Origin of the sequence: Achromobacter sp., from assembly GCF_050285585.1 — a bacterium.
Lineage (GTDB): Bacteria > Pseudomonadota > Gammaproteobacteria > Burkholderiales > Burkholderiaceae_B > Achromobacter.
Genome location: NZ_JBLZXF010000026.1, coordinates 11961 through 34362, shown reverse-complemented (window position 1 = coordinate 34362; position 22402 = coordinate 11961). Strand labels below are relative to the sequence as shown.

Below are 22402 nucleotides of genomic sequence, written 5' to 3'. Positions count from 1 at the left end.
TTGATCTTTAACCCAAGCACGTATCGATAGGCTGGGTCGATGACGCAATGGCCACCCGTAGCGCCTGTGATACGCTGCGCCCGATTCCGCGTTGTTCCTGGCCCCGACCCCATGTCCACCCTGAAGCGAGCCCTAGCGATTCTTGACCTCTTCAGCCTCGAAACCCCGGTGCTGACGGCGGAAGAGATCATTTCCCGCCTGGCGTATTCCGCGCCCACGGGCTACCGGTACATCCGCGATCTGTCGGACCTGGGCTATCTGCTGCGCATGACGGGAGGCGGCTACAAGCTGGGGCCGCGCATCATCGAGCTGGACCACCTCATCATCGACGGCGACCCGGTGCTGGCCGTGGCGCGGCCCATCATGCGCGAGGTGGTGGATCAGGTGGGCGGCGACGTGCTGCTCAGCGTGATCCATGGCCTGCGCATCCTGAACATCCATCATGAACGCGGCCCGGACGAACTGGGCATTCCGCATGGACGCGGCCGCGCGCACCCGCTGTTCCGCGGCGCCACCGCCAAGACCATCGTGGCATTCCTGTCGCGCAAGGACCAGCGCCGCCTCTACGAGGCGCATCCGGACGAAATCCGCGATCTGGGCTTGGGCGGGACGCTGGCGGAATTCACCGGCGCGCTGGACCAGATCCGGGTGCAGGGCTTTTATCTGGGCGTGGGCGAGATTTCGCCGGAGCGCGCGGGCATCGCGGTGCCCGTGTTCCAGGAAGACCGCCGCATTTTCGGCGCGCTGACGGTCACTTTCCTGGCGACGCGTCTGAACACGATTGCGCAGGACAAGACTGCCGCGCTGCTGCAGTCGGCCGCCCGCCGCATCGAGTCGCTGGCACTGGCGACGCGCATGAAGGAGCAGGCCCCCGCGGCGTGAGCGCGGGGCGGGAACGGCCCGGCCGGCTACTGCGGCGCCGCTTCCTGCGGCGCGCGCACCGGAGACCCCATGGCCTGGAACAGCGCCGCCGTTTCGGTCAGGCGGGCATCGGCGTAGTCGATCTCGCGCAGGCGGGCGGCGACGTAGTGCTGCTCGGCCGCGTACTCCGTATAGGGCGGAAGCGCGCCCAGGCGGACCCGGCTGGCCGTGTTGCGGTAGGATTGTTCCGCGGCCTTGCGCGACGCTTCGGCCGAGGCCAGGGCCTGTCCGCCCGCATCCAGGCGCGACAGCGTGTCGGCCACGTCGCGGAACGCCGTCAGCACGGTTTGCTTGTACTGCAGCAGCGAGGCTTCATAGCGTTCCTTGGCCGCGCTGCGTTCGGCCATCAGCGCGCCGCCATGGAAGATGGGCTGCGTCAGCGACGCGCCGACGGCCCAGATGGCGCCGGCGCCCGACATGGCCGTGGCCCAGTTGAAGCCCGCCTGCCCCATGGAGGCCGACAGCGACAGGCTGGGGAACAGCTGCGCCGTGGCCGTGCCCACGTCGGCGGCCGCGGCCTGCACCACGGCGTCGGCCAACAGGATATCGGGGCGCGAAGCCAGCAGTTCCGACGGCACCACCACGGGCACCTGCCCGGGCACGGCGAGCATGCCGAACGCCAGGTCGGGCGGAGCCTGGTCGGGGCTGCGGCCGAGCAGCACGGCCAGCGCGTGCCGCGTGGCATGCCAGCGGGCGCGTAATCCGGGCAGCGAGGCCTCCAGCGTGGCGGCATCCTGGTCGGCATCGAGCGCATCGTTCTGCGACGCGGCGCCCAGCTCGTAGCGCCGCTGCGTGTCGCGCGCGACCTGGCGAGCCAGCACCACCTGTTTTTCGGTCAGCGCCACGCGCTCCGCCAGCGCGGCGGAGGCGATGGCGCCGGTGACGATATTGCCGGCCAGCGAGCGCCTGGCGGATTCGAGCTGGAAGGCCTGCTGCGCCACCTGGGCGGCCAGCGACAGGTTCGCGAAGCGCGCCGCGCCGAACAGGTCCAGATCGTACCGGGCCTGGACCTGGCCGGTGAAGACGTTGTAGCGGGCGGTGGGTTCCGGCAGGTTCGGCATCGTGAGCGCGCGCCTGCGCGAGGCGTCCGCGCCCGCGTCGACAGCAGGCAGCAGCGACGAATTCACCTGGCCGCGCAATTGTTCGCGCGCGCCGGCAAGATTGCGCTCCGCCGCGGCCAGGTCGGGACTGTTGGCCAGGCCCTCTTCGACCAAGGCGTTCAGCGCGTCGGAACCATAGCGCTTCCACCATTCCGGAACCGGCCGGGCGCCTTGTTCGAAGCGCTGCGCCACGCCCTGGGCGGCGGCGCCGGTGGCGGGCGCCGGCTCCACGCCGTATCGCGCGGGCTGGGCCATGGCGGGCGGCTTGCTGCTGGGAGCGAAGGCGCAGGCGCCCAGGGCCAGCACCAGGGGCAGGGCGGCGAGCCGGACGGAGCGGATCGGGAATCGGGCCATCGTCATGCTCCCCGCTCCACCGTGTCGCCGGCGTTCGCGCCCGGCGGCACGCCTTCGGGCTCGTCGCGCTCGTCGTGGCGGACGCGGAACCAGGCGGCGTAGAGCGCGGGAAGGAAGAACAGCGTGAGCACCGTAGCGCTGGTGATCCCGCCCATCAGGGCGGTGGCCATGGGGCCGAAGAAGTTGCTGCGCAACAGCGGGATCAGGGCCAGCACGGCCGCCGCGGCGGTCAGCGTGATGGGGCGGAAGCGCCGCACGGTGGCGCCTACGATTGCGTCCACGCGCTCGTGGCCCGCGCCTATGTCCTGTTCGATCTGGTCCACCAGGATGACCGAGTTGCGCATGATGATGCCGAACATGGCGATCACGCCCAGCATGGCCACGAAGCCGAATGGCTTGCCGAACATCAGCAGCGCGGCGACCACGCCGATGAGCCCGAGGGGGGCGGTCAGCACCACCATCATCACCCGGGCGAAACTCTGCAGCTGAATCATCAGCAGGGTCAGCACGGCGACCGCCATCAGCGGCATCTGGGCATTGATGGACGACTGGCCCTTGCCGCTTTCCTCCACGGGGCCGCCCACTTCGATGCGGTAGCCGACCGGCAGCGCGGCGCGCAGGGCGTCGAGCTTGGCGTCGATGGCGCGGGTGACGTCGATGCCCTGCGCGCCGCCGGTCACGTCGGCCTGCACGGTGATCGTGGGCTGGCGGTCGCGTTCCCAGATGACGCCGTATTCCAGGTCGTAGCGGACATGGCCCAGGCTGCCCAGCGGCACGGGGCCGTTGGGGGTGGGCATGGCCAGGGTGGCCAGGCGCGCGGGGTCGATCCGCTCGGCCAGCGGCGCGCGCAGGCTGACGTTGATCAGCTTGTCGCGTTCGCGGTATTGCGTCACCGCGTAGCCCGACAGCGTCATGGCCAGGAAATCGGAGATGTCGCTGGAACTGATGCCCAGCTCGCGCGCCTTCTGCTGATCGATCTCGAAGCGCACCGAACGTTCCGAGGGCTCGTCCCAATCGAACTGCACGTTCGTCGAACGCTTGTCGGCGCGGACCTGGGCGGCCACCTTTTCGGCCACCGCCCGCACTTCCGCTATGTCGTCGCCGCTGACGCGGAACTGCACCTGGAAGCCGACGGGCGGCCCGTTCTCCAGCCGCGACAGGCGGCTGCGGATGGCCGGAAATTCATTGCGCAGCATGGGCTGCAGCCACTGGGCCAGTTTTTCCCGCTCTTCCACGGAATGGGTGGTGATCACCAATTGGGCGAAGTTGGGCGTGGCGAGCTGCTGGTCCAGCGGCAAATAGAAGCGCGGCGCGCCACTGCCGACGAAGCTCACCGAATGCTCGATCTCGGGACGTCCTTCCAGGGCCTTTTCCAGCCGCTCGACCTGGCGCAGCGTCGCCGCGAACGAGGCGCCTTCCTGCAGGCGCACGTCCACCAGCAGTTCGCTGCGGTCGGAGCTGGGGAAGAACTGCTGGGGCACGAGTCCGAAACCGGCCATCGAGATCGCGAACGCCACGATCGTGCCACCCAGCACGAGGTAGCGGCGGTCCACGCACCACGCGACCCAGCCGCGCAGGCGCAGGTAGAAACGGGTGTTGTAGATGTCGTGTTCGTGGTCGTCGGGCAAGTGGGCCTCGCGCTTGCGCTCGGGCAGCATCCGGTAGCCCAGCAGCGGGATCAGCACCACGGCGGCGAACCAGGACGTGATCAGCGCGATGGCCGACACCTGGAAGATCGAGCGGGTGTATTCGCCGGTGCTGGACTTGGCCAGCGCGATCGGCAGGAAGCCCGCCACGGTGACCAGGGTGCCGGTCAGCATGGGAAAGGCGGTGCTGGTGTAGGCGAACGCCGCCGCGCGCGCGCGGCTCCAGCCCTGTTCCAGCTTCACGGCCATCATTTCGACCGCGATGATCGCGTCGTCCACCAGCAGGCCCAGGGCCAGCACCAGCGTGCCGAGCGACACCTTGTGCAAACCGATGCCGAACACATCCATGAACAAGGCCGTGACCGCCAGCACCACCGGAATGGAGATCACCACCACCATGCCGGTGCGCAGCCCCAGCGAGACCAGGCTCACGATCAGCACGATGGCGACGGCCTCCGCCACCGAGCGCAGGAACTCGTCGACCGAGTTCGACACCGCCCGCGGCATGCTGGACACTTCCTTCAGAGTGAGCCCGGCAGGCAGTTGGGCCTGGAGCTCGCCGAACCTCGCGGTCAGCGATTTGCCCAGATGAACCACGTCCTGCCCGGGCTGCATCGTGATGCCTATGCCCAGCGCCAGGCGGCCGCCCAGACGCATCTGCTCCACGGGCGGGTCGTCGTAGCCGCGGCGGATCGTGGCGATGTCGCCCAGCCGTACCGATTTGCCGTCGATCCGGATCAACGTGTCCGCCAGCGCGCGGGTGTTCGCATACTGGCCGGTGGGGCGCACGAACACGCGGTCGTCGGCGGTGGTCAGCGTGCCGGCGCTCGCCACGGCGTTCTGGCTGTTGATGGCCTGGGCGATCTGCTGGGGCGATGCGCCCAGCCGGGTCAGCTGTGTGTTGGTGATCTCGACATAGACGTGCTCGGGCTGCTCGCCAAAGTAGTCCACCTTGGCCACCCCGGGCACGCGCAGGAGCACGGTGCGCAGCTTGTCCGCGTAGTCGCGCAGCTGGGCCGGCGAAAAACCGTCCCCCTGCAGCGTGTAGATGTTCGTGTAGACGTCGCCGAATTCGTCGTTGAAAAAGGGGCCTTGCACGCCCTGGGGCAGGGTCGCCGCGATGTCGCCGACCTTCTTGCGGACCTGGTACCACTGCTCGGAGACGGTGCTGGCGGGCGCCGAGTCCTTCATGGTGTAGAAGATCAGGGACTCGCCGGGCCGGGAATAACTGCGCATGAAATCCGTATTGGAGGCTTCCTGCAGCTTCCTGGCGATGCGGTCGGTGACCTGCTCCTGCACCTGCTGGGCGGTGGCGCCGGGCCAGAGCGTCTGGATGACCATGACGCGGAAGGTGAACGGGGGGTCCTCCGACTGCGCCAGTTTCGAGTAGGAGAGCACGCCGAAAAGGGTCACCAGCGTGATGATGAAAATGACCAGCGGCTGGTGGCGCAGCGCCCACGCCGACAGGTTGAAGCGGCCTTCCTCGTGGCGGGTCGCCCGGCCGTCCTGGTCGGGGCGGCTCATGAGGCGTAGTCCTCGGGATGCAGCGGCGGCACGGGGCGCACCTTTTCGCCGGCCGTCACGGTATGCACGCCCTGCCACACCACGCGCTCGCCGGCTTGCAGCCCCTTCGCGAGGGTGACGGTGCGCGCGTCGTAGCGCAGCACTTCGACGCGGCGCAGTTCCAGTGTGTCTTCGCCATGCTTCACGACCCAGACCGCGGGCGCCGGCCCTTCATGGAACAGCGCGGTGGCCGGAACGGTGTAGGTGGCGCGCGCTTCGTCCGCGGGATTGTCGAAGCTGATGCTGGCGGTCATGCCCAGCCGCACTTCGGGGCCAGGCGCCTCCAGCGTGAGCTTGGCGCGATAGGTGCGGCTGCGCGGATCCGCGGCGGGCGAGATCTCGCGCAGCACGGCGGCATAGGTCCGGCCGGGCAGGGGGCCGAGGGTGACGCTCGCCCGCTGGCCGATGGCCAGACCGGCCAGCACGCTTTCCGGCACGTCGCAGAGGGCGTCGATGTCTCCGGCCCATGCCAGGCTGTACACCGGCTCGCCCGCGCTGACGTTCTGGCCGGTATCGGCCTGTTCCGCCGTGATGACGCCCGCGTGGTCGGCCAGCAGTGTCGTGTACTGCAGTTGGTCGGCCGACAGCGCGGCCTGCTGGGCGGCCTGATCTCGCTGCGCCAGCGCGGCGGCGTAGGCATTGCGGGTCTGCTCCAGCTGGGTCGCGGCGATCAGGTTCTCTCGTGCCTGGGCGCGGTCGCGGTCCAGTTGCCGGCGCGCATAGTCGAGCTGATGCTGGGCGGCCGACAACTGCGCGCGGGCGCTTGCCGCATTCTTGCTGGCGTCGGCCGGATCCAGCCGGGCCACGACCTGTCCGGGCTCGACCGCGTCGCCCAGCCTGACGCTGCGTTCGATGATCTTGCCGCTCACGCGAAAGGACAGCGGCGTGCTGTAGCGCGCCTGGACCTCCCCCGGCAAGGTCCAGGCGGGCAGGCGTTCATCGGCCTTCGCCGGCATGGCTACGACCGGGCGAGGGGCGGGCGCCGGAGCTTCGTTGCGGCCGCAGCCGCCGATGGCCAGCGCCAGGGCCGCCGCGGCGGACAGCGCCAGCGCGCGCGGCCGGCGGCGAGCCTGGGAAGGGGGCGGCGCCGCGTCGGCGGCGAGGTTGCGGGCGGCAAGGCGCGCGCAAGGGCCAGGGCAATTCACGGAACACCTCGCGGCGCGTGGAGGGAAGGAAACAGGCTTCGAAGGCCGGATCCGGCCTTGATACGGCATGGATTCTAATACAGGTGTGTATCTGGATTCAATGCTGAATCCAAAACCGGGCCGAATGCTAAACTCCCGCCATGTCAAAAGTCCGCCTTACGCGAGAGCAGAGCCGTGACCAGACGCGGCAGCGTCTGTTCGACGCTGCGCAATCGATTTTTCTGGCCAAGGGGTTCGTGGCCGCCAGCGTCGAGGACATCGCCGAACAGGCGGGGTACACGCGCGGCGCGTTCTATTCCAATTTCGGCAGCAAGTCGGAACTGTTCCTGCAATTGCTCAAGCGCGACCACGAGAACGTGATGGCCGATATGCGGGCCATCTTCGAGGACGGCGAGTCGCGGGCGCAGATGGAAGCCCGCGTGCTCGAGTACTACTCCACGCACTACCGCGAGAACGACTGTTTCCTGCTGTGGATGGAGGCCAAGCTCCAGGCCGCGCGCGACCCGGATTTCCGGGTGGGCTTCACGACCTGTCTGCGCGAGCTGCGCGAGGCCACCACGGAATACATCCGCCAGTTCTCGGCGCGGGTGGGCACGCCGCTGCCCTTGCCGGCGGAACAGCTGGCGCTGGGCCTGCTGGCCCTGTCGGACGGCATGCAGTTCAGCTATGCCTTCGACCCGCAGGCCGTCACCCCGGAAATGACCGAGGCGGTTCTGGCCGGGTTCTTCCGCCGCGTGGTGTTTGGCGGACCCAGCCAGGAATAGTCAGGCCAGCAATTCCGAGATCTCGATCAGGTTCAGGTCCGGGTCGCGCAGGTAGACCGAGCGGATCTTGCCGGTCGCGCCGGTGCGCGGCACGGGGCCTTCGATGATGGAGGCGCCGGCCTGGCGCAACTGGGCGATGACCTCGTCCAGGGGGCGATCGGCAATGAAACACAGGTCCAGCGCGCCCGGCACCGGCAGATGGGCCTTGGGCTCGAATTCATGGCCGCGCACATGCAGGTTGATCTTCTGATTGCCGAAGCGCAGCGCCTGCCGGCCCTCGCCGAAGGTTTCCAGGCGCATGCCCAGGATGCGGGTGTAGAAATCCACCGTGGCGTCGGGGTCCGTGCAGGTCAGGACCAGATGGTCCAGGTGATCGATCATGAGCGTCTCCGTATTGTCAGCCGGGCTTGGGGCATGATAGTAATACCTGCGGCGCATTGGCCGGGCTGAGGGGGCCGCGCGCCGCAATAATCAACCCCTCGGGCGAAAGGAGCGGCTGCATGTCTTCAGAAACCCGACCATCCACCATCAACCGGCCGGTGTTTTTTCCGGCGGCCATCTTCACGCTGCTGCTGGTCGGTTTCGCGATCCTGGCGCCGAAAGCCGCGCAAAGCCTGTTCGAATCCGTGCAGGGCTGGATCCTGGGCAACGCCAGCTGGTTCTATATATTGGTCGTGGCCATCATTCTGCTAGCCGTGGTGTTCCTGGCGGTGAGCCGCTATGGCGACATCAAGCTCGGACCGGACCACAGCGAGCCCGACTACCGCAATTTCACCTGGTTCGCCATGCTGTTCTCGGCCGGCATGGGGATCGGGCTGATGTTCTTCGGCGTGGCGGAACCCGTCATGCACTTCATGTCGCCGCCGGTAGGAGAAGGCGGCACGGTCGCGGCGGCCCGCGAGGCCATGAAGATCACCTTCTTCCACTGGGGCCTGCACGCATGGGCCATCTACGCGGTGGTGGCGCTGATCCTGGCGTTCTTCAGCTACCGGCATGGCTTGCCCTTGACGCTGCGATCGGCCCTGTATCCTCTGATCGGGAACCGCATCTACGGGCCGATGGGGCACGCCGTGGACATTTTCGCCATCATCGGCACGGTGCTGGGCGTGGCGACGTCCCTGGGGCTCGGCGTGGCGCAGATCAACAGCGGCCTCAACCATCTGTTCGACACGCCCATCGGCGTACCCACGCAGATCATCCTGATCATCGTGACCTGCGGCCTGGCGACCCTGTCGGTGGCCAGCGGCCTGGACAAGGGCATCCGCATCCTGTCCGAAACCAACCTGGTGCTGGCCGCCGTGCTCCTGCTGTTCGTGCTGGTGGTCGGGCCCACGGTGTTCCTGTTCCAGACCTTCGTGCAGAACACCGGCGCCTACCTGTCCGACATCGTCAACAAGACCTTCAACCTCTACGCCTACGAGCCCACCGACTGGATCGGCGGCTGGACGCTGTTCTACTGGGGATGGTGGATCGCATGGTCGCCCTTCGTGGGCCTGTTCATCGCGCGCATATCGCGCGGCCGCACGATCCGTGAGTTCGTTACCGGCGTCCTGCTCGTGCCGGCGGGCTTCACCCTGTTCTGGATGACGGTGTTCGGCGATACCGCCATCCACATGATTCTGGTCGACAAGGTGCAGGGCCTCGCGGAGGTCGTGCAGGCCGATTCGTCGCTGGCGCTGTTCGCCTTCCTGGAGCAATTGCCCTGGAGCAGCGTGCTGTCGGTCATCGCGATCGCGATGGTGGCGGTATTCTTCGTCACGTCCGCGGACTCGGGGGCGCTGGTGGTCGACCTGCTGGCATCGGGGGGCTCGGACCGCACGCCCGTTTGGCAGCGGATTTTCTGGTCCTTGCTGATGGGCGCCGTGGCCATCGCCTTGCTGCTGGCCGACGGCCTGACCGCCTTGCAGACGGCGACCATCGCGAGCGCGCTGCCGTTTTCGGTCATTCTGCTGCTGTCGTTGTGGGGCCTGTTCAAGGCGCTGAAGCTGGACGCGACCAAGCGCGGCATCCGCTATCAGTCGCTGACCCTGTCGCGTCCCGCGCGCGGCGGCCAATCCTGGGAGCGGCGCCTGCGGAACATGGTCATGATGCCGCGCCGCGCCCACGTGCTGCGCTTCATCGCGGACGTGGTGCGGCCGGCGCTGGAGGACGTGGCCGATGAACTGCGCCGCCAGGGCTACGCTGTGGCAGTGCGCGAGGACGGGGACGAGGGCGCCGTCACCCTTGAGGTGTCGCATGGCGATTACCTGGACTTCTGGTATGCCGTCAGGCCCGAGGCCTTCGTGCGGCCCAGCCTGACGCCCGAAGAGGCGGCCGACGAGGAGGAGCGCAAATACTTCCGCGCCGAAGTCCATCTGCGCGAAGGCGGACAGGACTACGACATCATGGGCTGGAGCCGCGACGCCGTCATCGGCGACATCCTCGACCAATACGAGCGCCACCGCCATTACCTGCACATGGTGCGCTAGCCGCCACGCCCGCCTGCCTGCCGCCAGTTTCCTGGCGGCTTTTTTTCGCGCAATCTCCGCCAATAACCCTGCGCTATCGCGGGGATTGCGTAAACCATTTTGACCAAATCGCGGCTATCATCGAATATTCCAAGCGTATTCTTTGAAAAATAGCGAGCGAATCATGAGGTCGAATTCAGGAGCGTGGACGGCAGGGGCCGTCGCATTGGCGGTGGCGCTGGCCGGCGGCGGCCTGTATTGGAAATACGGCGGCGCAAAGCAGGGCGGCGGCTGGGCCATGGCGCCGGCCAAAGTCGCCGTCGCGGCCGCCGAGCAGGCGGACTTCCCCGTCACCCTGGCCGGCATCGGCTCGCTGGAGGCCTCGCGCCAGGTGCAGGTGGCGGCCGAGGTTGACGGCAGGGTGGCGCAGATCCTGTTCACGCCCGGAGAAAGCGTGAAGGCCGGCCAGTTGCTGGTGCAGCTGAACGACGCGCCGGAACAGGGCGAACTGGCGCGGCTGCAGGCCCAGGCGCGCAACGCGCGGGCCCTGCTGGATCGCACCCGCCGCCTGTTGCCGCAGCAGGCCGCCACGCGCGAACAGCTGGACCAGGCCCAGGCCGACTACGACCAGGCCGCCGGAGACATCAAGCGGGTGCAGGCGCTGATCGAGCAAAAGCGCGTCAAGGCCCCGTTCGACGGCGTGCTCGGCGTGCGGCGCGTGAATCTGGGGCAATTCGCCCGGGCGGGCGATCCCCTGGTGTCCCTGACCGACGGGGCCACCATGTACGCGAACATCACGCTGCCTGAGCTGGCCCTCGGCGCGCTGCGCGTGGGCCAGCCCGTGGCGGTGACGGTGGACGCCCATGCGGGGCGCGTCTTCGATGGCAAGGTCACTACGGTGGAGCCGCAGGTGGATCCGGGCTCGCGCACCGTGCGAGTGCAGGCGACCCTGCCCAATGCCGACGGCGCGCTGGCCGCCGGCATGTTTGCGCATGCCGAGGTCGGCCTGCCCGCCCGGCCGGACGTGATCACCGTGCCGGAGACCGCCGTCAGCTACAGCGCCTACGGCGATTCCGTCTATGTGCTGACGCCGCCGAAGGCGGGGCAGGAAGCCGCCGGCCCGACGGTGCGGCAGGCCTACGTGAAAACCGCCGAGCGCGCGCGCGGGCGCGTCGTCGTGACCGAAGGCCTGCGGGCCGGAGACCGCGTGGTGACCTCGGGCCAATTGCGCCTGCACAACGGCGCGGCGGTGGAGGTCAGCGCCGAGGACACCGTGGCGCTCGGCGGCGCGCAGCAAGCCGTGGCGCAGGCCCGCTGAGGGCGCGGAGCAGACCATGAAATTCACCGATCTCTTCGTGCGCCGTCCGGTGCTGGCCCTGGTGGTCAGCACCCTGATCCTGCTGCTGGGCATCAAGGCCCTGAGCGGCCTGCCGGTGCGGCAGTACCCGCTCACGGAAAGCACCACGATCACGATTACCACGCAGTACCCGGGCGCATCGCCCGACCTGATGCAGGGCTTCGTCACCCAGCCGATCGCGCAGTCGGTGGCCACGGTGGAGGGCATCGACTATCTGTCTTCCTCATCCACCCAGGGGCGCAGCGTGATCACGGTGCGCATGAAGCTCAACGCCGATTCGAACAAGGCCATGACCGAGGTGATGGCCAAGGTCAACGAGGTCAAGTACCGGCTGCCGCAGGATGCGTATGACCCCGTGCTGGTGAAGTCCGCCGGCGAAGCGACCGCGGTGGCCTACGTGGGTTTCTCCAGCTCGACCCTGTCGCTGGCCTCGCTGACCGACTACCTGTCGCGCGTGGTGCAGCCCCAGCTGTCCTCGATCGACGGCGTGGCGAGCGTGGAGCTGTACGGCGGGCAGAAGCTGGCCATGCGGGTGTGGCTGGACCCGAACCGCATGGCCGCGCGGGGCATTTCGGCGGGCGAGCTGGCCGACGCGCTGCGGGAGAACAACGTCCAGGCCGCGCCCGGGCAGGCCAAGGGCCTGTACGTCGTGTCCAACATCCAGGTCAACACGGACCTCGTCAACGTGGCCGAATTCCGCGACATGGTCGTCAAGCGCGACGGCGATGCCATCGTGAGGCTGGGCGACGTGGCCACCGTGGAACTGGGCGCGGCGTCCACGGATTCCAGCGGCCTGATGGACGGCGAGCCGGCGGTGTACTTCGGCCTGAACGCCACGCCGGTGGGCAATCCGCTGGTCATCGTCAAACGCCTGAACGAACTGCTGCCCAACATCAAGCAGAACCTGCCCCCGGGCACCAGCGTGCAGGTGCCGTTCGAGCTCGCCCGCTTCATCAGCGCCTCCATCGACGGCGTGGTGCACACGCTGATCGAGGCCATCGCCATCGTGGTGGTGGTGATCTTCCTGTGTCTGGGCTCCTTGCGCGCCGTGGTGATTCCGGTGGTGACGATTCCCCTGTCGATGCTGGGCGGGGCGGCGATCATGGCCCTGTTCGGGTTCAGCGTGAACCTCCTGACCCTGCTGGCCATGGTGCTGGCCATCGGCCTGGTGGTGGACGACGCCATCGTGGTGGTGGAGAACGTGCACCGCCACATCGAGGAGGGCAAGTCGCCGGTGCGCGCGGCCCTCATCGGCGCGCGCGAGGTGGCGGGGCCGGTGATCGCGATGACGATCACGCTGGCCGCGGTCTATGCGCCCATCGGCCTGATGGGCGGCCTTACGGGCTCGCTCTTCAAGGAGTTTGCCTTCACCCTGGCGGGGGCCGTGGTCGTCTCGGGCGTGATTGCGCTGACCCTGTCGCCCGTGATGAGCTCCTTCCTGCTGGACGCGCACGTTTCCGAAGGGTGGATGGCGCGCCGGGCAGAGCATTTCTTCGGCCGCCTGGGCGACGCCTACGGCCGCCTGCTGGACGTGTCGCTGCACCATCGCTGGGTGACGGGCGTGGTTGCGGTGGCCGTGCTGGCGAGCCTGCCGTTCCTGTACAACGCCGCCCAGCGCGAGCTGGCGCCGGTAGAGGACCAGTCCACGGTGCTGACCGCGGTGAAGTCGCCGCAGCACGCCAACATCGACTACGTCGAAAAATTCGGCAAGAAGTGGGACGACGTCATGAAGACGTTGCCGGAGCAGAACGGGCGTTGGCTGATCAACGGTTCAGATGGCGTCTCCAACAGCATCGGCGGCGTGGATTTCGTGCCCTGGGAGCAGCGCAAGCGTTCGGCAGACGAAATCCAGGCCGACATGCAATCGATGGCCAACCGGATCGAAGGCAGCAATATCTTTGCGTTCCAGCTGCCTTCCCTGCCTGGCTCCACCGGGGGGCTGCCGGTGCAGATGGTGCTGATGAGCGCTTCGGACTACCCGGTGGTCTACGAGGCCATGGAGGAACTGAAGAAGGCGGCGCGCGAAAGCGGTCTCTTCATGGTGGTCGACAGCGACCTGGACTACAACAACCCGGTCGTGCGGCTCAAGGTGGACCGGGCCAAGGCCAATAGCCTGGGGGTCACCATGAAGGCCATCGGCGACACGCTGGCCGTGCTGGTGGGCGAGAACTACGTGAACCGCTTCGGCATGGACGGGCGTTCCTACGACGTCATTCCGCAGAGCCTGCGCGAACAGCGCATTTCGCCCGAATCGCTGGCGCGTTACTACGTCAAGAGCGCCAGCGGCGCGCAGGTGCCGCTGTCGAACATCGTGGCCGTGTCCATGGACGTCGAGCCCAACAAGCTCACGCAATTCAACCAGCTCAACGCCGCCACCTTCCAGGCGATCCCCATGCCGGGCGTCACCATGGGCGACGCGGTGCAGTTCCTGACCCGGCAGGCGCAGGCGCTGCCCGCGGGCTTCAGCTACGACTGGCAGTCGGACGCGCGCCAGTTCACCCAGGAGGGGACGGCGCTGATGATCACCTTCATTTTCGCCATCATCGTGATCTATCTGGTGCTGGCCGCGCAGTACGAAAGCCTGCGCGATCCTTTCATCATCCTGGTGAGCGTGCCCATGTCGATTTGCGGCGCGCTGATCCCGCTGGCGCTCGGGATGGCGACGGTCAACATCTATACCCAGATCGGGCTGGTGACGCTGATCGGGCTGATCAGCAAGCACGGCATCCTGATGGTGGAGTTCGCCAACGAGATGCAGGTCAGCCACGGGCTGGACCGGCGCGCGGCGATGGAGCAGGCCGCCCGGATCCGGTTGCGCCCCATCCTGATGACCACGGCCGCCATGGTCATGGGGCTGATTCCGCTGCTGTTCGCGACCGGCGCGGGCGCGCACAGCCGCTACAGCCTGGGCCTGGTCATCGTGGTGGGCCTGCTGGTGGGCACGCTCTTTACGCTGTTCGTGCTGCCCACCGTCTACACCGTATTCGCCCGCGACCACCGGGCGGCGAACGATACGCCGCGCGCGCGGGAACTGGCGCTGGCGCAGGCCGAGGACGCCGCGGCGCCCGGTGCCTCCGCCTAGCCGAAGGAGCCGATCATGAATGACCTTTCCCGATACACACGCCTGCGCCGCGGCGCCACGGCGCTCCTGGCGGCGCTGGCCGCCGCCGGCTGCGCGGTCGGGCCCGACTACCGGGAACCGAAGCCCCGGCCCGTCGTCCTGGCCAGCCCCGAACAGGCGCTTTTTTCCGCGGACCGCGTGCAGCGCGATTGGTGGAAGCAGCTGCAGGATCCGCAGCTGGACCGCCTGATCGCGCTTGCGCTGGAGCGCAACCTCGATATCCGCATCGCGCAGGCTCGCCTTGCCGAGTCCCGGGCGGTGCTGGACGAGAAGGAACTGGACAGGCTGCCCACGGTGACCCTCGACGGCGGCTACGAGCGCAGCCTGTCCCAGGCCAACCCGGGGCCGGCCGGGCGACGCAATCTGGCCGAAAGCTACCGGGCGGGTTTCGACGCCACCTGGGAACTGGATCTTTTCGGACGCTTGCGCCGGGCCGCCGAAGGCGCGGCCGCGCGCAGCGAGGCGCAGGCGGCGGACCTGGCCCAGGCCCGCATCGTGGTGGCGGCCGAAGTGGCGCGCAACTATTTCGAGCTGCGCGGGGCGGAGCAGCGGCTGTCGGTGGCGCGCGCGAACCTGGCGAGCCAGCAGGACAGCCTGCGCGTCATCCAGGCCATGGTGTCCGCGGGCCGCGGCGACGAGGGAGACCTGGCTAGCGCGCGCGCCGAACTGGAAACCGTCCAGGCGAGCGTGCCGGTGCAGATCGCGGCCCGCCGCCTGGCGCAGTACCGGATCGCGGTGCTGGCGGGCCTGCGGCCGGTGGAACTGGGCGAGCTGGACGCGGGCAAACCGCTGGCCCCCCTCAACGTCCGCCTGCCGATCGGCGACGTGGGCGCGCTGCTGTCCCGCCGCCCCGACATCCTGGCGGCCGAGCGCGGCATGGCGGCGGCCAACGCGGATGTGGGCGTGGCGACGGCCGAGCTGTATCCGCGCGTCGACCTGGGGGGATTCCTGGGCTTCATCGCGTTGCGCGGCGCGGACTTCGGTTCCGCGGCCAGCCGGGGGTTCAGCGTGGCGGCGGGGGCGAACTGGCCCGCGTTCCACCTGCCCACGGCGCTGGCGCGCAAGCGCGGCGCGGTCGCGCGTTCCGAAGGAGAGGCGGCGCGCTACGAACAGACGGTGCTGCGCGCGGTGGAGGAACTGGAGTCCGCGCTGACCGAGTACGGCCAGACCCAGCAGCGGCTGGGCAGCCTGGCGCAGGCGGCCGCCCATAGCGGCAGGGCGGCCGAATTGGCGCAGCTGCGCTACCGGGAAGGCGGCACGCCCTATTTGACGGTGCTGGACGCGCAGCGTACGCTTTTGCGCGCCCAGGACGCCGTCGCCGTGGCGGAGACCGAGTCCTATACCCGCCTGATCGCGCTCTACAAGGCGCTGGGGGGCGGCTGGGAGGCGGGCCGGGAGACGGCGGGCGTTCCGCCGGGCCCGGCCCCGGGCTAGCGCGCCCCGGGCTGACGCGCCCCGGGCCGCCCCCCTCGGCGCCGTTCGTGGCACCATAGGAAACCATCCGGAGCTTCATTACACCCATGTCCGACAGCCTGTCCCATCCCGTCGCCTGGCCGCATCAACCCGCGGACCGCGTGCTCATGACCCTGAAGACGCGCGGCCCGCAGTCCATCGCGGTCATCGCGAAGGCCATGGACGTGACGGCCGAGGCGGTGCGCCAGCAGATGGCCCGGCTGCACGCGGACGGGCTGGTCGACGCCGAAAGCCGCAGCGCGGGCCGGGGCCGGCCCACGCAGATCTGGTTCCTGACCGAGGCCGGGCACGCGCGCTTCCCGGACACCCATGCCGAGATGACGGTGCAGATGATCGGCGCCGTGCGCCAGGTTTTCGGCGACGAGGGCGTGGACAAGCTGATCCAGGTGCGCGAAGCCGCCATGCTCAGCAGCTATCGCGAGGCCATGCAGGGCGCCAGGAGCCTGAAAGGGCGGCTGGAACGCCTGGCGGAAGTCCGCAGCGCGGAAGGCTATATGGCCGAGTTGCGCCAGGACGGCGCGGATTTCCTGTTCATCGAGAACCATTGCCCGATCTGCTCTGCGGCCAAAGCCTGTATGGGCTTTTGCCGCAGCGAGTTGGAACTCTTCAACAAGGTGCTTGGCGATGAGGTGCAGGTGGAACGGGAAGAACACATCCTCACCGGCGCGCGGCGCTGCGCCTATCGCGTGCGCAAGCGCGGCCCCGCCGGCCGCTCATGACGGACCGGCTTCCTGGTCCCATCCGCCCAGGGCCTTGTACAGATCCACCGCGTTGACCAGCCGGCGCTGCTGCAAGCGGATGTATTCCTGCTCCGATTCGAACAGGCTGCGCTGCGCCTCCAGCATTTCGAGATAGCTGGCCACGCCGCGGTCATAGCGCCGTTCGGCCAGGCGCTGGCGTTCGCGGTCGGCATCGCGCACCTTGCGCTGCGCGTCGATCTGGTCGCGCAGCGTGTCGCGCGCCGACAGCGCATCGGCCACTTCGCGGAAGGCCTGCTGGATGCTGCCCTCGTATTGCGCCACGGCGATGTGCTTGCGGGCTTCCGCCAGCGACAGGTTGGCGCTGTTGCGTCCGGCGTTGAAGATGGGCAGCGTGAGCCTGGGCGAGAACACCCAGTTTCCCGTGCCCGGCCCGAACAGGCCGGAAAAGCTGCCGGCCGTGGTGCCGATATCGGTCGTCAGCTGCACGGACGGGAAGAACGCCGCCCGCGCCGCGCCGATGTCGGCGTTGGCGGCCCGCAAGGCGTCCTCCGCCTGGCGCAGGTCCGGGCGCCGAGCCAGCAGGGCCGACGGCAGGCCCGCCGCCAGCGGCGTCAGGCTCTGGCTTTCCAGCGCGACGGCGTCCGTGTCGGGCGGCAGCGAGAAGTCGCCCGCGAGCAGCCCCAGCGCATGCACGGCCTGGCGGTACTCCCGGCTCAGCTCGGCGCGCGTTGCGCGCGACGATTCCACCAGCATCTGCGCGGTGCGCAGCCCCATGGCTGTTTCCAGCCCCGCGTCGTAGCGCCGCTGCGTGAGCGTGAGCGAGGACTCGCGCAGCGCGAGGGTGCTGTCCGTCAGCCTCAGCTGTTCGGCCAGCGAGCGCTGGTTGAAGTATGCCGTGGCGGTTTCCGACACCAGCGACAGCGTGGCCGCGCGGTGCGCTTCCTCGCTGGCCAGGTAACGGGACAGCGCGGCATCGCTCAGGCTCTTGACCCGTCCGAAGAAATCCAGCTCGAACGCGGCGACGCCGACCGCCGCCCGGTAGCGGTTCGCGACCGGCATGCCGGTTTGTCCGGGCTCGGTGGCGCGTCCGCGGGTGAATTCGCCCGTGCCCTCCACGGACGGCAGCCGGTCGGCCCGTTGCACGCCATACAGCGCGCGGGCTTCCTGGATGCGCAGGGCCGCCACGCGCAGGTTGCGGTTGTTGTCCAGCGCGGCTTCGATCCAGGCCTGCAGCGCCGGGTCGTTGAAATAGCCGCGCCAATCTTGCGGCATGGCGGCCTGCCCGTCCACGGGCGGCGTGCCATAGGCGGCCGGCACCGGCGCGGCCGGGCGTTCGTAGGCGGGGGCCAGCGAGCAGCCGGCCAGGGCCAGCGCAAGCAGGGTCATTGCCATAGCCTTCATGGCGAGGTCTCCAGCGATTCGCGGCCTTCGGGGCGCGCGGGGCGGACGCGCATGCCAAGCACGCGGCCCACGATAAGGAAAAAGAGCGGCACCAGGAAGATGGCCAGCACCGTGGCGGTGACGATGCCGCCCAGCACGCCCGTGCCGATCGCTGCCTGGGCGCCGGAGGCCGCGCCGGTGGCCAGCGCCAGCGGCAGCACGCCCACGCCGAAGGCCAGCGAGGTCATCACGATGGGCCGCAGCCGCAGCCGCGCCGCCTCCAGCGTGGCCGACACCAGGCCCTGGCCGTCGCGCACCAGGTCCTTGGCCACTTCCACGATCAGGATCGCGTTCTTGGCCGACAGGCCGATGGTGGCGATCAGCCCGACCTTGAAGTAGATGTCGTTGGGCATGCCGCGCAGGGTTACGCCGAACACCGCGCCGATCACGCCCAGCGGCACCACGAGGATCACCGCCAGCGGAATGGACCAGCTTTCGTACAGGGCGGCCAGCGCCAGGAATACCACCAGCACCGATAGCGCGAACAGCACGGGCGCCTGATTGCCGGACAGCCGCTCTTCATAGGATTGGCCCGACCAGTCGAAACCGATGCCCCGGGGCAGGTCCGCCGCGAGCTCCTCCATGGCGCGCATGGCTTCGCCGCTGCTGTGCCCCGGGGCCGCCGATCCGTTGATGGTGAAGGACGGGAAGCCGTTGTAGCGATTGAGCTGCGGCGGACCCATCGTCCATTCCAGCGTGGCGAAGGCGGAGAGCGGCACCATCTGGCCCTGCAGATTGCGCACGTGCAGGCGCGACACGTCGTCCACGTCGACGCGGCTCTTGCCGTCGGCCTGGACGGTGACGCGCCGCACCTGGCCGTTGAGCATGAAGTCGCCGATGTAGTCCGATCCGTACATGACCGCCAGCGCCGTGTTGATCTCGTCCATGGATACGCCCATGGCCTGGGCCTTGTCGCGGTCCACGCGCAGTTCCAGCTGCGGAGCGTCTTCCTGGCCCGCGAACACCACGTCGGCCATCGCCGGGTGCGCGGACGCCGCCGCCAGCAGGTGCTGGCGCGCCTGGGCCAGGGCCTGGTGGCCCAGGCCGGCGCGGTCCTGCAGGCGGAAGTCGAATCCCGACGTGGAGCCCAGGTCGGGCAGCGGCGGAGAGTTCAGCGCATGCACCATGACGTTCCTGCGCGCGGCGAAGGCGGCGTTGATGCGCTCGACCACCGCGTCCACGTGCAGGTCGGGATCGCGGCGCTGTTTCCAGTCCTTGAGGGTCACGAAGAACATGGCCGAGTTCGGGCCGCTGCCGTATTGGCTGAAACCGTTGACGGAATAGACGTATTCGACGGGCTCGTTCTCCATCATGTAGCGCTCGACGTCCTTCACGATCGCCATGGTCTCGGCCTGGGGGGAGCCCTGGGGCAGGATGACCATGGCCATGAAGCTGCCCTGGTCCTCCTCGGGGAGGAAAGACGACGGCAGGCGCGCGAACAACAGCGCCACGGCGGCGATCACCGCCAGGTACGCCAGGCCGAAGCGCACCGGCCGGGACAGCACCCCGGATACCGTCGCCGTGTAGCGGACGGTCAGGCGCGCGAATGCCCGGTTGAACCAGCCGAAGAAGCCCCGCTTCTCGTGGTGTCCGGCGGCGACCGGCCGCAGCATGCTGGCGCATAGCGCCGGCGTCAGCGACAGCGCCAGGAATGCCGAGAACGCGATCGACACGGCCAGCGTCACGGCGAACTGGCGGTAGATGTTGCCGACCGCGCCGTCGAAGAACGCCATGGGCACGAACACCGACACCAGCACGACCGTGATGCCCACGATGGCGCCGCTGATCTGGCGCATGGCCTTCACGGTGGCTTCGCGCGGAGGCAGGCCTTCCTCGGTCATGATGCGCTCGACGTTCTCGACCACCACGATGGCGTCGTCCACCAGGATGCCGATGGCCAGCACCATGCCGAACATCGTCAGCACGTTGATGGAGTAGCCCAGCCCCAGCATCACGCCCAGCGTGCCCAGCAGCGCCACCGGCACCACCAGCGTCGGGATCAGCGTGGCGCGGAAGTTCTGCATGAACAGGTACATCACGCAGAAAACCAGGGCCACCGCCTCCAGCAGGGTCATCAATACCTTCTGGATGGAGATTTCGACGAAGGTGGACGTTTCGTACGGGATGTCCCAGCTCACGCCGGGCGGAAAGTACTGGGCCAGTTCCTGCATGGTCGCCCGGATGCGCTTGGTGGTTTCCACCGCGTTCGATCCCGGCGCCAGCTTGATCCCCAGCCCGGTGCCGGTCATGCCGTTCACGCGGGACAGGTACATATAGTCGGTGCCGCCCAGCTCCACCCGGGCCACGTCCTTCAGGCGCAGGGTGGCGCCGTCCGGCTGCGCGCGCAGCGGGATGTTGGCGAATTGCTCGGGCGTCTGCAGGGATTCGGCCGCCACGATGCTGGCGTTCAGCGGGGCGTCCTTGGGCACGGCCTGATTGCCGAGCTCGCCGATGGTGACCCGCGCATTGTGGCTGCGCAGGGCCGCGACGAGATCGCCGGGCGTCAGCGACATGGCCGTCAGCTTGGCCGGATCCGGCCAGATGCGCATTGCCGCCTCGGCGCCGAAGGACTGCACCTTGCCCACGCCCTCCACGCGGCGCAGGGCCTGCAGCACGTTGGAGGCGGCCAGCTCGCCCAGCTGCATGTCGTCCAGGGCGCCATCCGACTTCAGCGACACCACCAGCTGGATGTTGTCGGCGGCCTTTTCCACGCGCACGCCGTCGCGGCGCACGGCTTCCGGCAGCCGGGGCTCCACGGCCTTCAGGCGGTTCTGCACCTCCACGGCCGCCAGGTCCGGGTTGGTGCCTTGCTTGAAGGTCAGGTTGATGCTGGCCCATCCCGTCGAGTCGCTCGAGGACGAGGTGTACATCAGTCCGGGCGCGCCGTTCATTTCGCGCTCGATGATGGCGGTGACCGCTTCCTCGACCACCTTGGCCGAGGCGCCGGGATAGCTGGCGCCCACGTTGACCACGGGAGGCGCGATGTCCGGATACTGCGCCACCGGCAACGCGCGGAGGGAGAGGATGCCGACCAGCGCGATCAGCAGGGAGATCACCCACGCGAAGACGGGACGATCGATGAAAAAACGCGCCATGGCGGCTTATCCTTGTTGGGCGGAGGCGGGGGGGCGCGCCGGTGCGCCGGGCGCGGGCCGCTCTACCGCTTTGATCTTCTGGCCCGCCGCCAATTGGGCGGCGTTCTCGACGACGATGCGTTCGCCGCCTTCCAGGCCTTGCGTGACGATCCAGTTGGGGCCCAGCAGGCGGTGGGCCTCGACGGCGACCTTCCGCAGCTCGCCGTCCTCGCCGGCAGCCAGCAAGTGGGCGCCCTCGGCGTTGCGCAGCAGGGCGTCGCGCGGCACCAGGTAGGTGTCTCGGTTGATCGCCTGCTCCAGCCGCACCCGCACGTACATGCCAGGCAGCAGGACCCGGTCCGGGTTGTCGAACAGCGCCCGCATCGTCACGTTGTCGGTGCCGGGGTCGACCGCCAGATCCTCGAAGGACAGCGTGCCGCCGCGCCCGTACTCGGAGCCGTCGGGCAGCAGCAGCCGCACCCGCACCTGGTCCGGCGATACGCCTTGCAAGGTGCCGGCGCGGATCTGCTTTTGCAGCCGCATGACGTCGGCGGCCGGCTGCGCGAAGTTCACGTAGATGGGATCGATCTGCTGGACCATCGTCAGGGGCGTGGCCTGGCCTTCGCCCACCAGCGCGCCCTCCGTCACCAGGGCGCGGCGCGCCCGGCCGTCGATGGGCGAGGTGACGCGCGCATAGCCCAGCTTCAGCCTGGCGCTCTGCAGGTTGGCGCGGGCCAGCGCCACCTCCGCGCGGGCCTGCCGCTCCTGCGCCACGCTTTCCGCGTGGTCGCGTTCGCTGATGGCCCGGTCGGACACCAGGTCGGCATATCGGCGCAGCTTGTCGGCCGCGGCGGACAGGTTCGCCTGCGCGCGCGCGAGGTTCGCCGCTTCGGAATCGTAGGCGGCCTGCAGAGGCGCAGGATCGATCTGGAACAGGGCGGCGCCGCGCGCCACGTCCTGTCCTTCCTCGTACAGGCGCGCGGTGACGATGCCGGCCACGCGGGCGCGCACCTCGGCTTCGCGATAGGGCTCCAGGCGGCCCGGCAGTTCGGTGGCGACGCTGGTGGGCGTGGCCACCGCCACAATGACGCCGACCTCGGCCGGCGCCTGCGCGGCCTCCTGAGGCGCAGGCTTGGAGCAGCCTGTAATAAGAATCGATACGGATAAGAGAGCGACTAAGGGCAAGGAGACTCGATGCTTCATTTTTAAAATTGTTGTGATGTGCCCGCAGGGGGCAGGGAATGCGGAAAGGCGCCGACTTTCCAGGTGGGGAAGCGAGTCTAGCATTTAATCCGT

At 68.7% G+C, this 22402-nt stretch carries 14 protein-coding genes; 7 read left to right on the top strand and 7 right to left on the bottom strand.

What is annotated here, in order from left to right; all coding sequences use genetic code 11:
* Window positions 1–111: 111 nt before the first annotated feature.
* Window positions 112–882, top strand: a complete 771-nt coding sequence (locus ACN6PJ_RS24435) for an IclR family transcriptional regulator (protein WP_427998380.1) — start codon at window positions 112–114, stop codon at window positions 880–882.
* A 26-nt stretch (window positions 883–908) separates the two neighbouring features.
* Here ACN6PJ_RS24435 and ACN6PJ_RS24430 read toward each other — a convergent pair whose 3' ends face one another.
* Genes ACN6PJ_RS24430 through ACN6PJ_RS24420 form a run of 3 tightly spaced genes read right to left on the bottom strand, consistent with a single transcriptional unit; the run spans window position 909 to window position 6729 of the window.
* Window positions 909–2375, bottom strand: coding sequence for an efflux transporter outer membrane subunit (locus tag ACN6PJ_RS24430; RefSeq protein WP_427998410.1), 1467 nt, complete (start codon window positions 2373–2375; stop codon window positions 909–911).
* A gap of 2 nt (window positions 2376–2377) precedes the next feature.
* Complete coding sequence (locus tag ACN6PJ_RS24425) at window positions 2378–5545, bottom strand: efflux RND transporter permease subunit (protein WP_427998379.1); 3168 nt, start codon at window positions 5543–5545, stop codon at window positions 2378–2380.
* Entirely contained in the window at window positions 5542–6729 is a 1188-nt protein-coding gene (locus ACN6PJ_RS24420; RefSeq protein WP_427998378.1) for an efflux RND transporter periplasmic adaptor subunit, read from the bottom strand. Before ACN6PJ_RS24420 ends, ACN6PJ_RS24425 begins: the two co-directional genes overlap by 4 nt.
* Window positions 6730–6869: 140 nt before the next feature.
* Here ACN6PJ_RS24420 and ACN6PJ_RS24415 point away from each other — a divergent pair, with 140 nt between their 5' ends.
* On the top strand, window positions 6870–7493 hold the full coding sequence (locus ACN6PJ_RS24415) for a TetR/AcrR family transcriptional regulator (RefSeq protein ID WP_427998377.1): 624 nt from the start codon (window positions 6870–6872) through the stop codon (window positions 7491–7493).
* Here the strand turns inward: ACN6PJ_RS24415 and ACN6PJ_RS24410 are convergent, their stop codons facing one another.
* A complete protein-coding gene (locus ACN6PJ_RS24410) occupies window positions 7494–7874 on the bottom strand; it encodes a VOC family protein (RefSeq protein ID WP_427998376.1) in 381 nt (126 codons plus the stop codon).
* A gap of 119 nt (window positions 7875–7993) precedes the next feature.
* Between ACN6PJ_RS24410 and ACN6PJ_RS24405 the strand changes: the two genes are divergently transcribed.
* The 5 genes from ACN6PJ_RS24405 (at window position 7994) to ACN6PJ_RS24385 (ending at window position 16610) form a co-directional block, all read left to right on the top strand.
* Window positions 7994–9961 (top strand): BCCT family transporter, encoded by a 1968-nt coding sequence (locus ACN6PJ_RS24405; RefSeq protein WP_427998375.1) that lies wholly within the window; start codon window positions 7994–7996, stop codon window positions 9959–9961.
* Between the two features lie 163 nt (window positions 9962–10124).
* A complete protein-coding gene (locus ACN6PJ_RS24400; RefSeq protein WP_427998374.1) occupies window positions 10125–11258 on the top strand; it encodes an efflux RND transporter periplasmic adaptor subunit in 1134 nt (377 codons plus the stop codon).
* Between the two features lie 16 nt (window positions 11259–11274).
* Window positions 11275–14379, top strand: a complete 3105-nt coding sequence (locus tag ACN6PJ_RS24395) for a MexW/MexI family multidrug efflux RND transporter permease subunit (protein ID WP_427998373.1) — start codon at window positions 11275–11277, stop codon at window positions 14377–14379.
* A 15-nt stretch (window positions 14380–14394) separates the two neighbouring features.
* Complete coding sequence (locus ACN6PJ_RS24390) at window positions 14395–15852, top strand: efflux transporter outer membrane subunit (RefSeq protein WP_427998372.1); 1458 nt, start codon at window positions 14395–14397, stop codon at window positions 15850–15852.
* A gap of 86 nt (window positions 15853–15938) precedes the next feature.
* Window positions 15939–16610 (top strand): helix-turn-helix transcriptional regulator, encoded by a 672-nt coding sequence (locus ACN6PJ_RS24385; RefSeq protein ID WP_427998371.1) that lies wholly within the window; start codon window positions 15939–15941, stop codon window positions 16608–16610.
* On the opposite strand, the gene oprZ is transcribed toward ACN6PJ_RS24385, so the two are convergent.
* Genes oprZ through ACN6PJ_RS24370 form a run of 3 tightly spaced genes read right to left on the bottom strand, consistent with a single transcriptional unit; the run spans window position 16605 to window position 22309 of the window.
* On the bottom strand, window positions 16605–17993 hold the full coding sequence (gene oprZ, locus ACN6PJ_RS24380) for a multidrug efflux RND transporter outer membrane subunit OprZ (RefSeq protein WP_427998370.1): 1389 nt from the start codon (window positions 17991–17993) through the stop codon (window positions 16605–16607). The genes ACN6PJ_RS24385 and oprZ overlap by 6 nt on opposite strands.
* Window positions 17990–21127, bottom strand: coding sequence for a multidrug efflux RND transporter permease subunit (locus ACN6PJ_RS24375; RefSeq protein ID WP_427998369.1), 3138 nt, complete (start codon window positions 21125–21127; stop codon window positions 17990–17992). The genes oprZ and ACN6PJ_RS24375 overlap by 4 nt, the downstream gene beginning before the upstream one ends.
* Window positions 21128–21133: 6 nt before the next feature.
* Entirely contained in the window at window positions 21134–22309 is a 1176-nt protein-coding gene (locus tag ACN6PJ_RS24370) for a MexX/AxyX family multidrug efflux RND transporter periplasmic adaptor subunit (protein WP_427998368.1), read from the bottom strand.
* Window positions 22310–22402 lie beyond the last annotated feature (93 nt).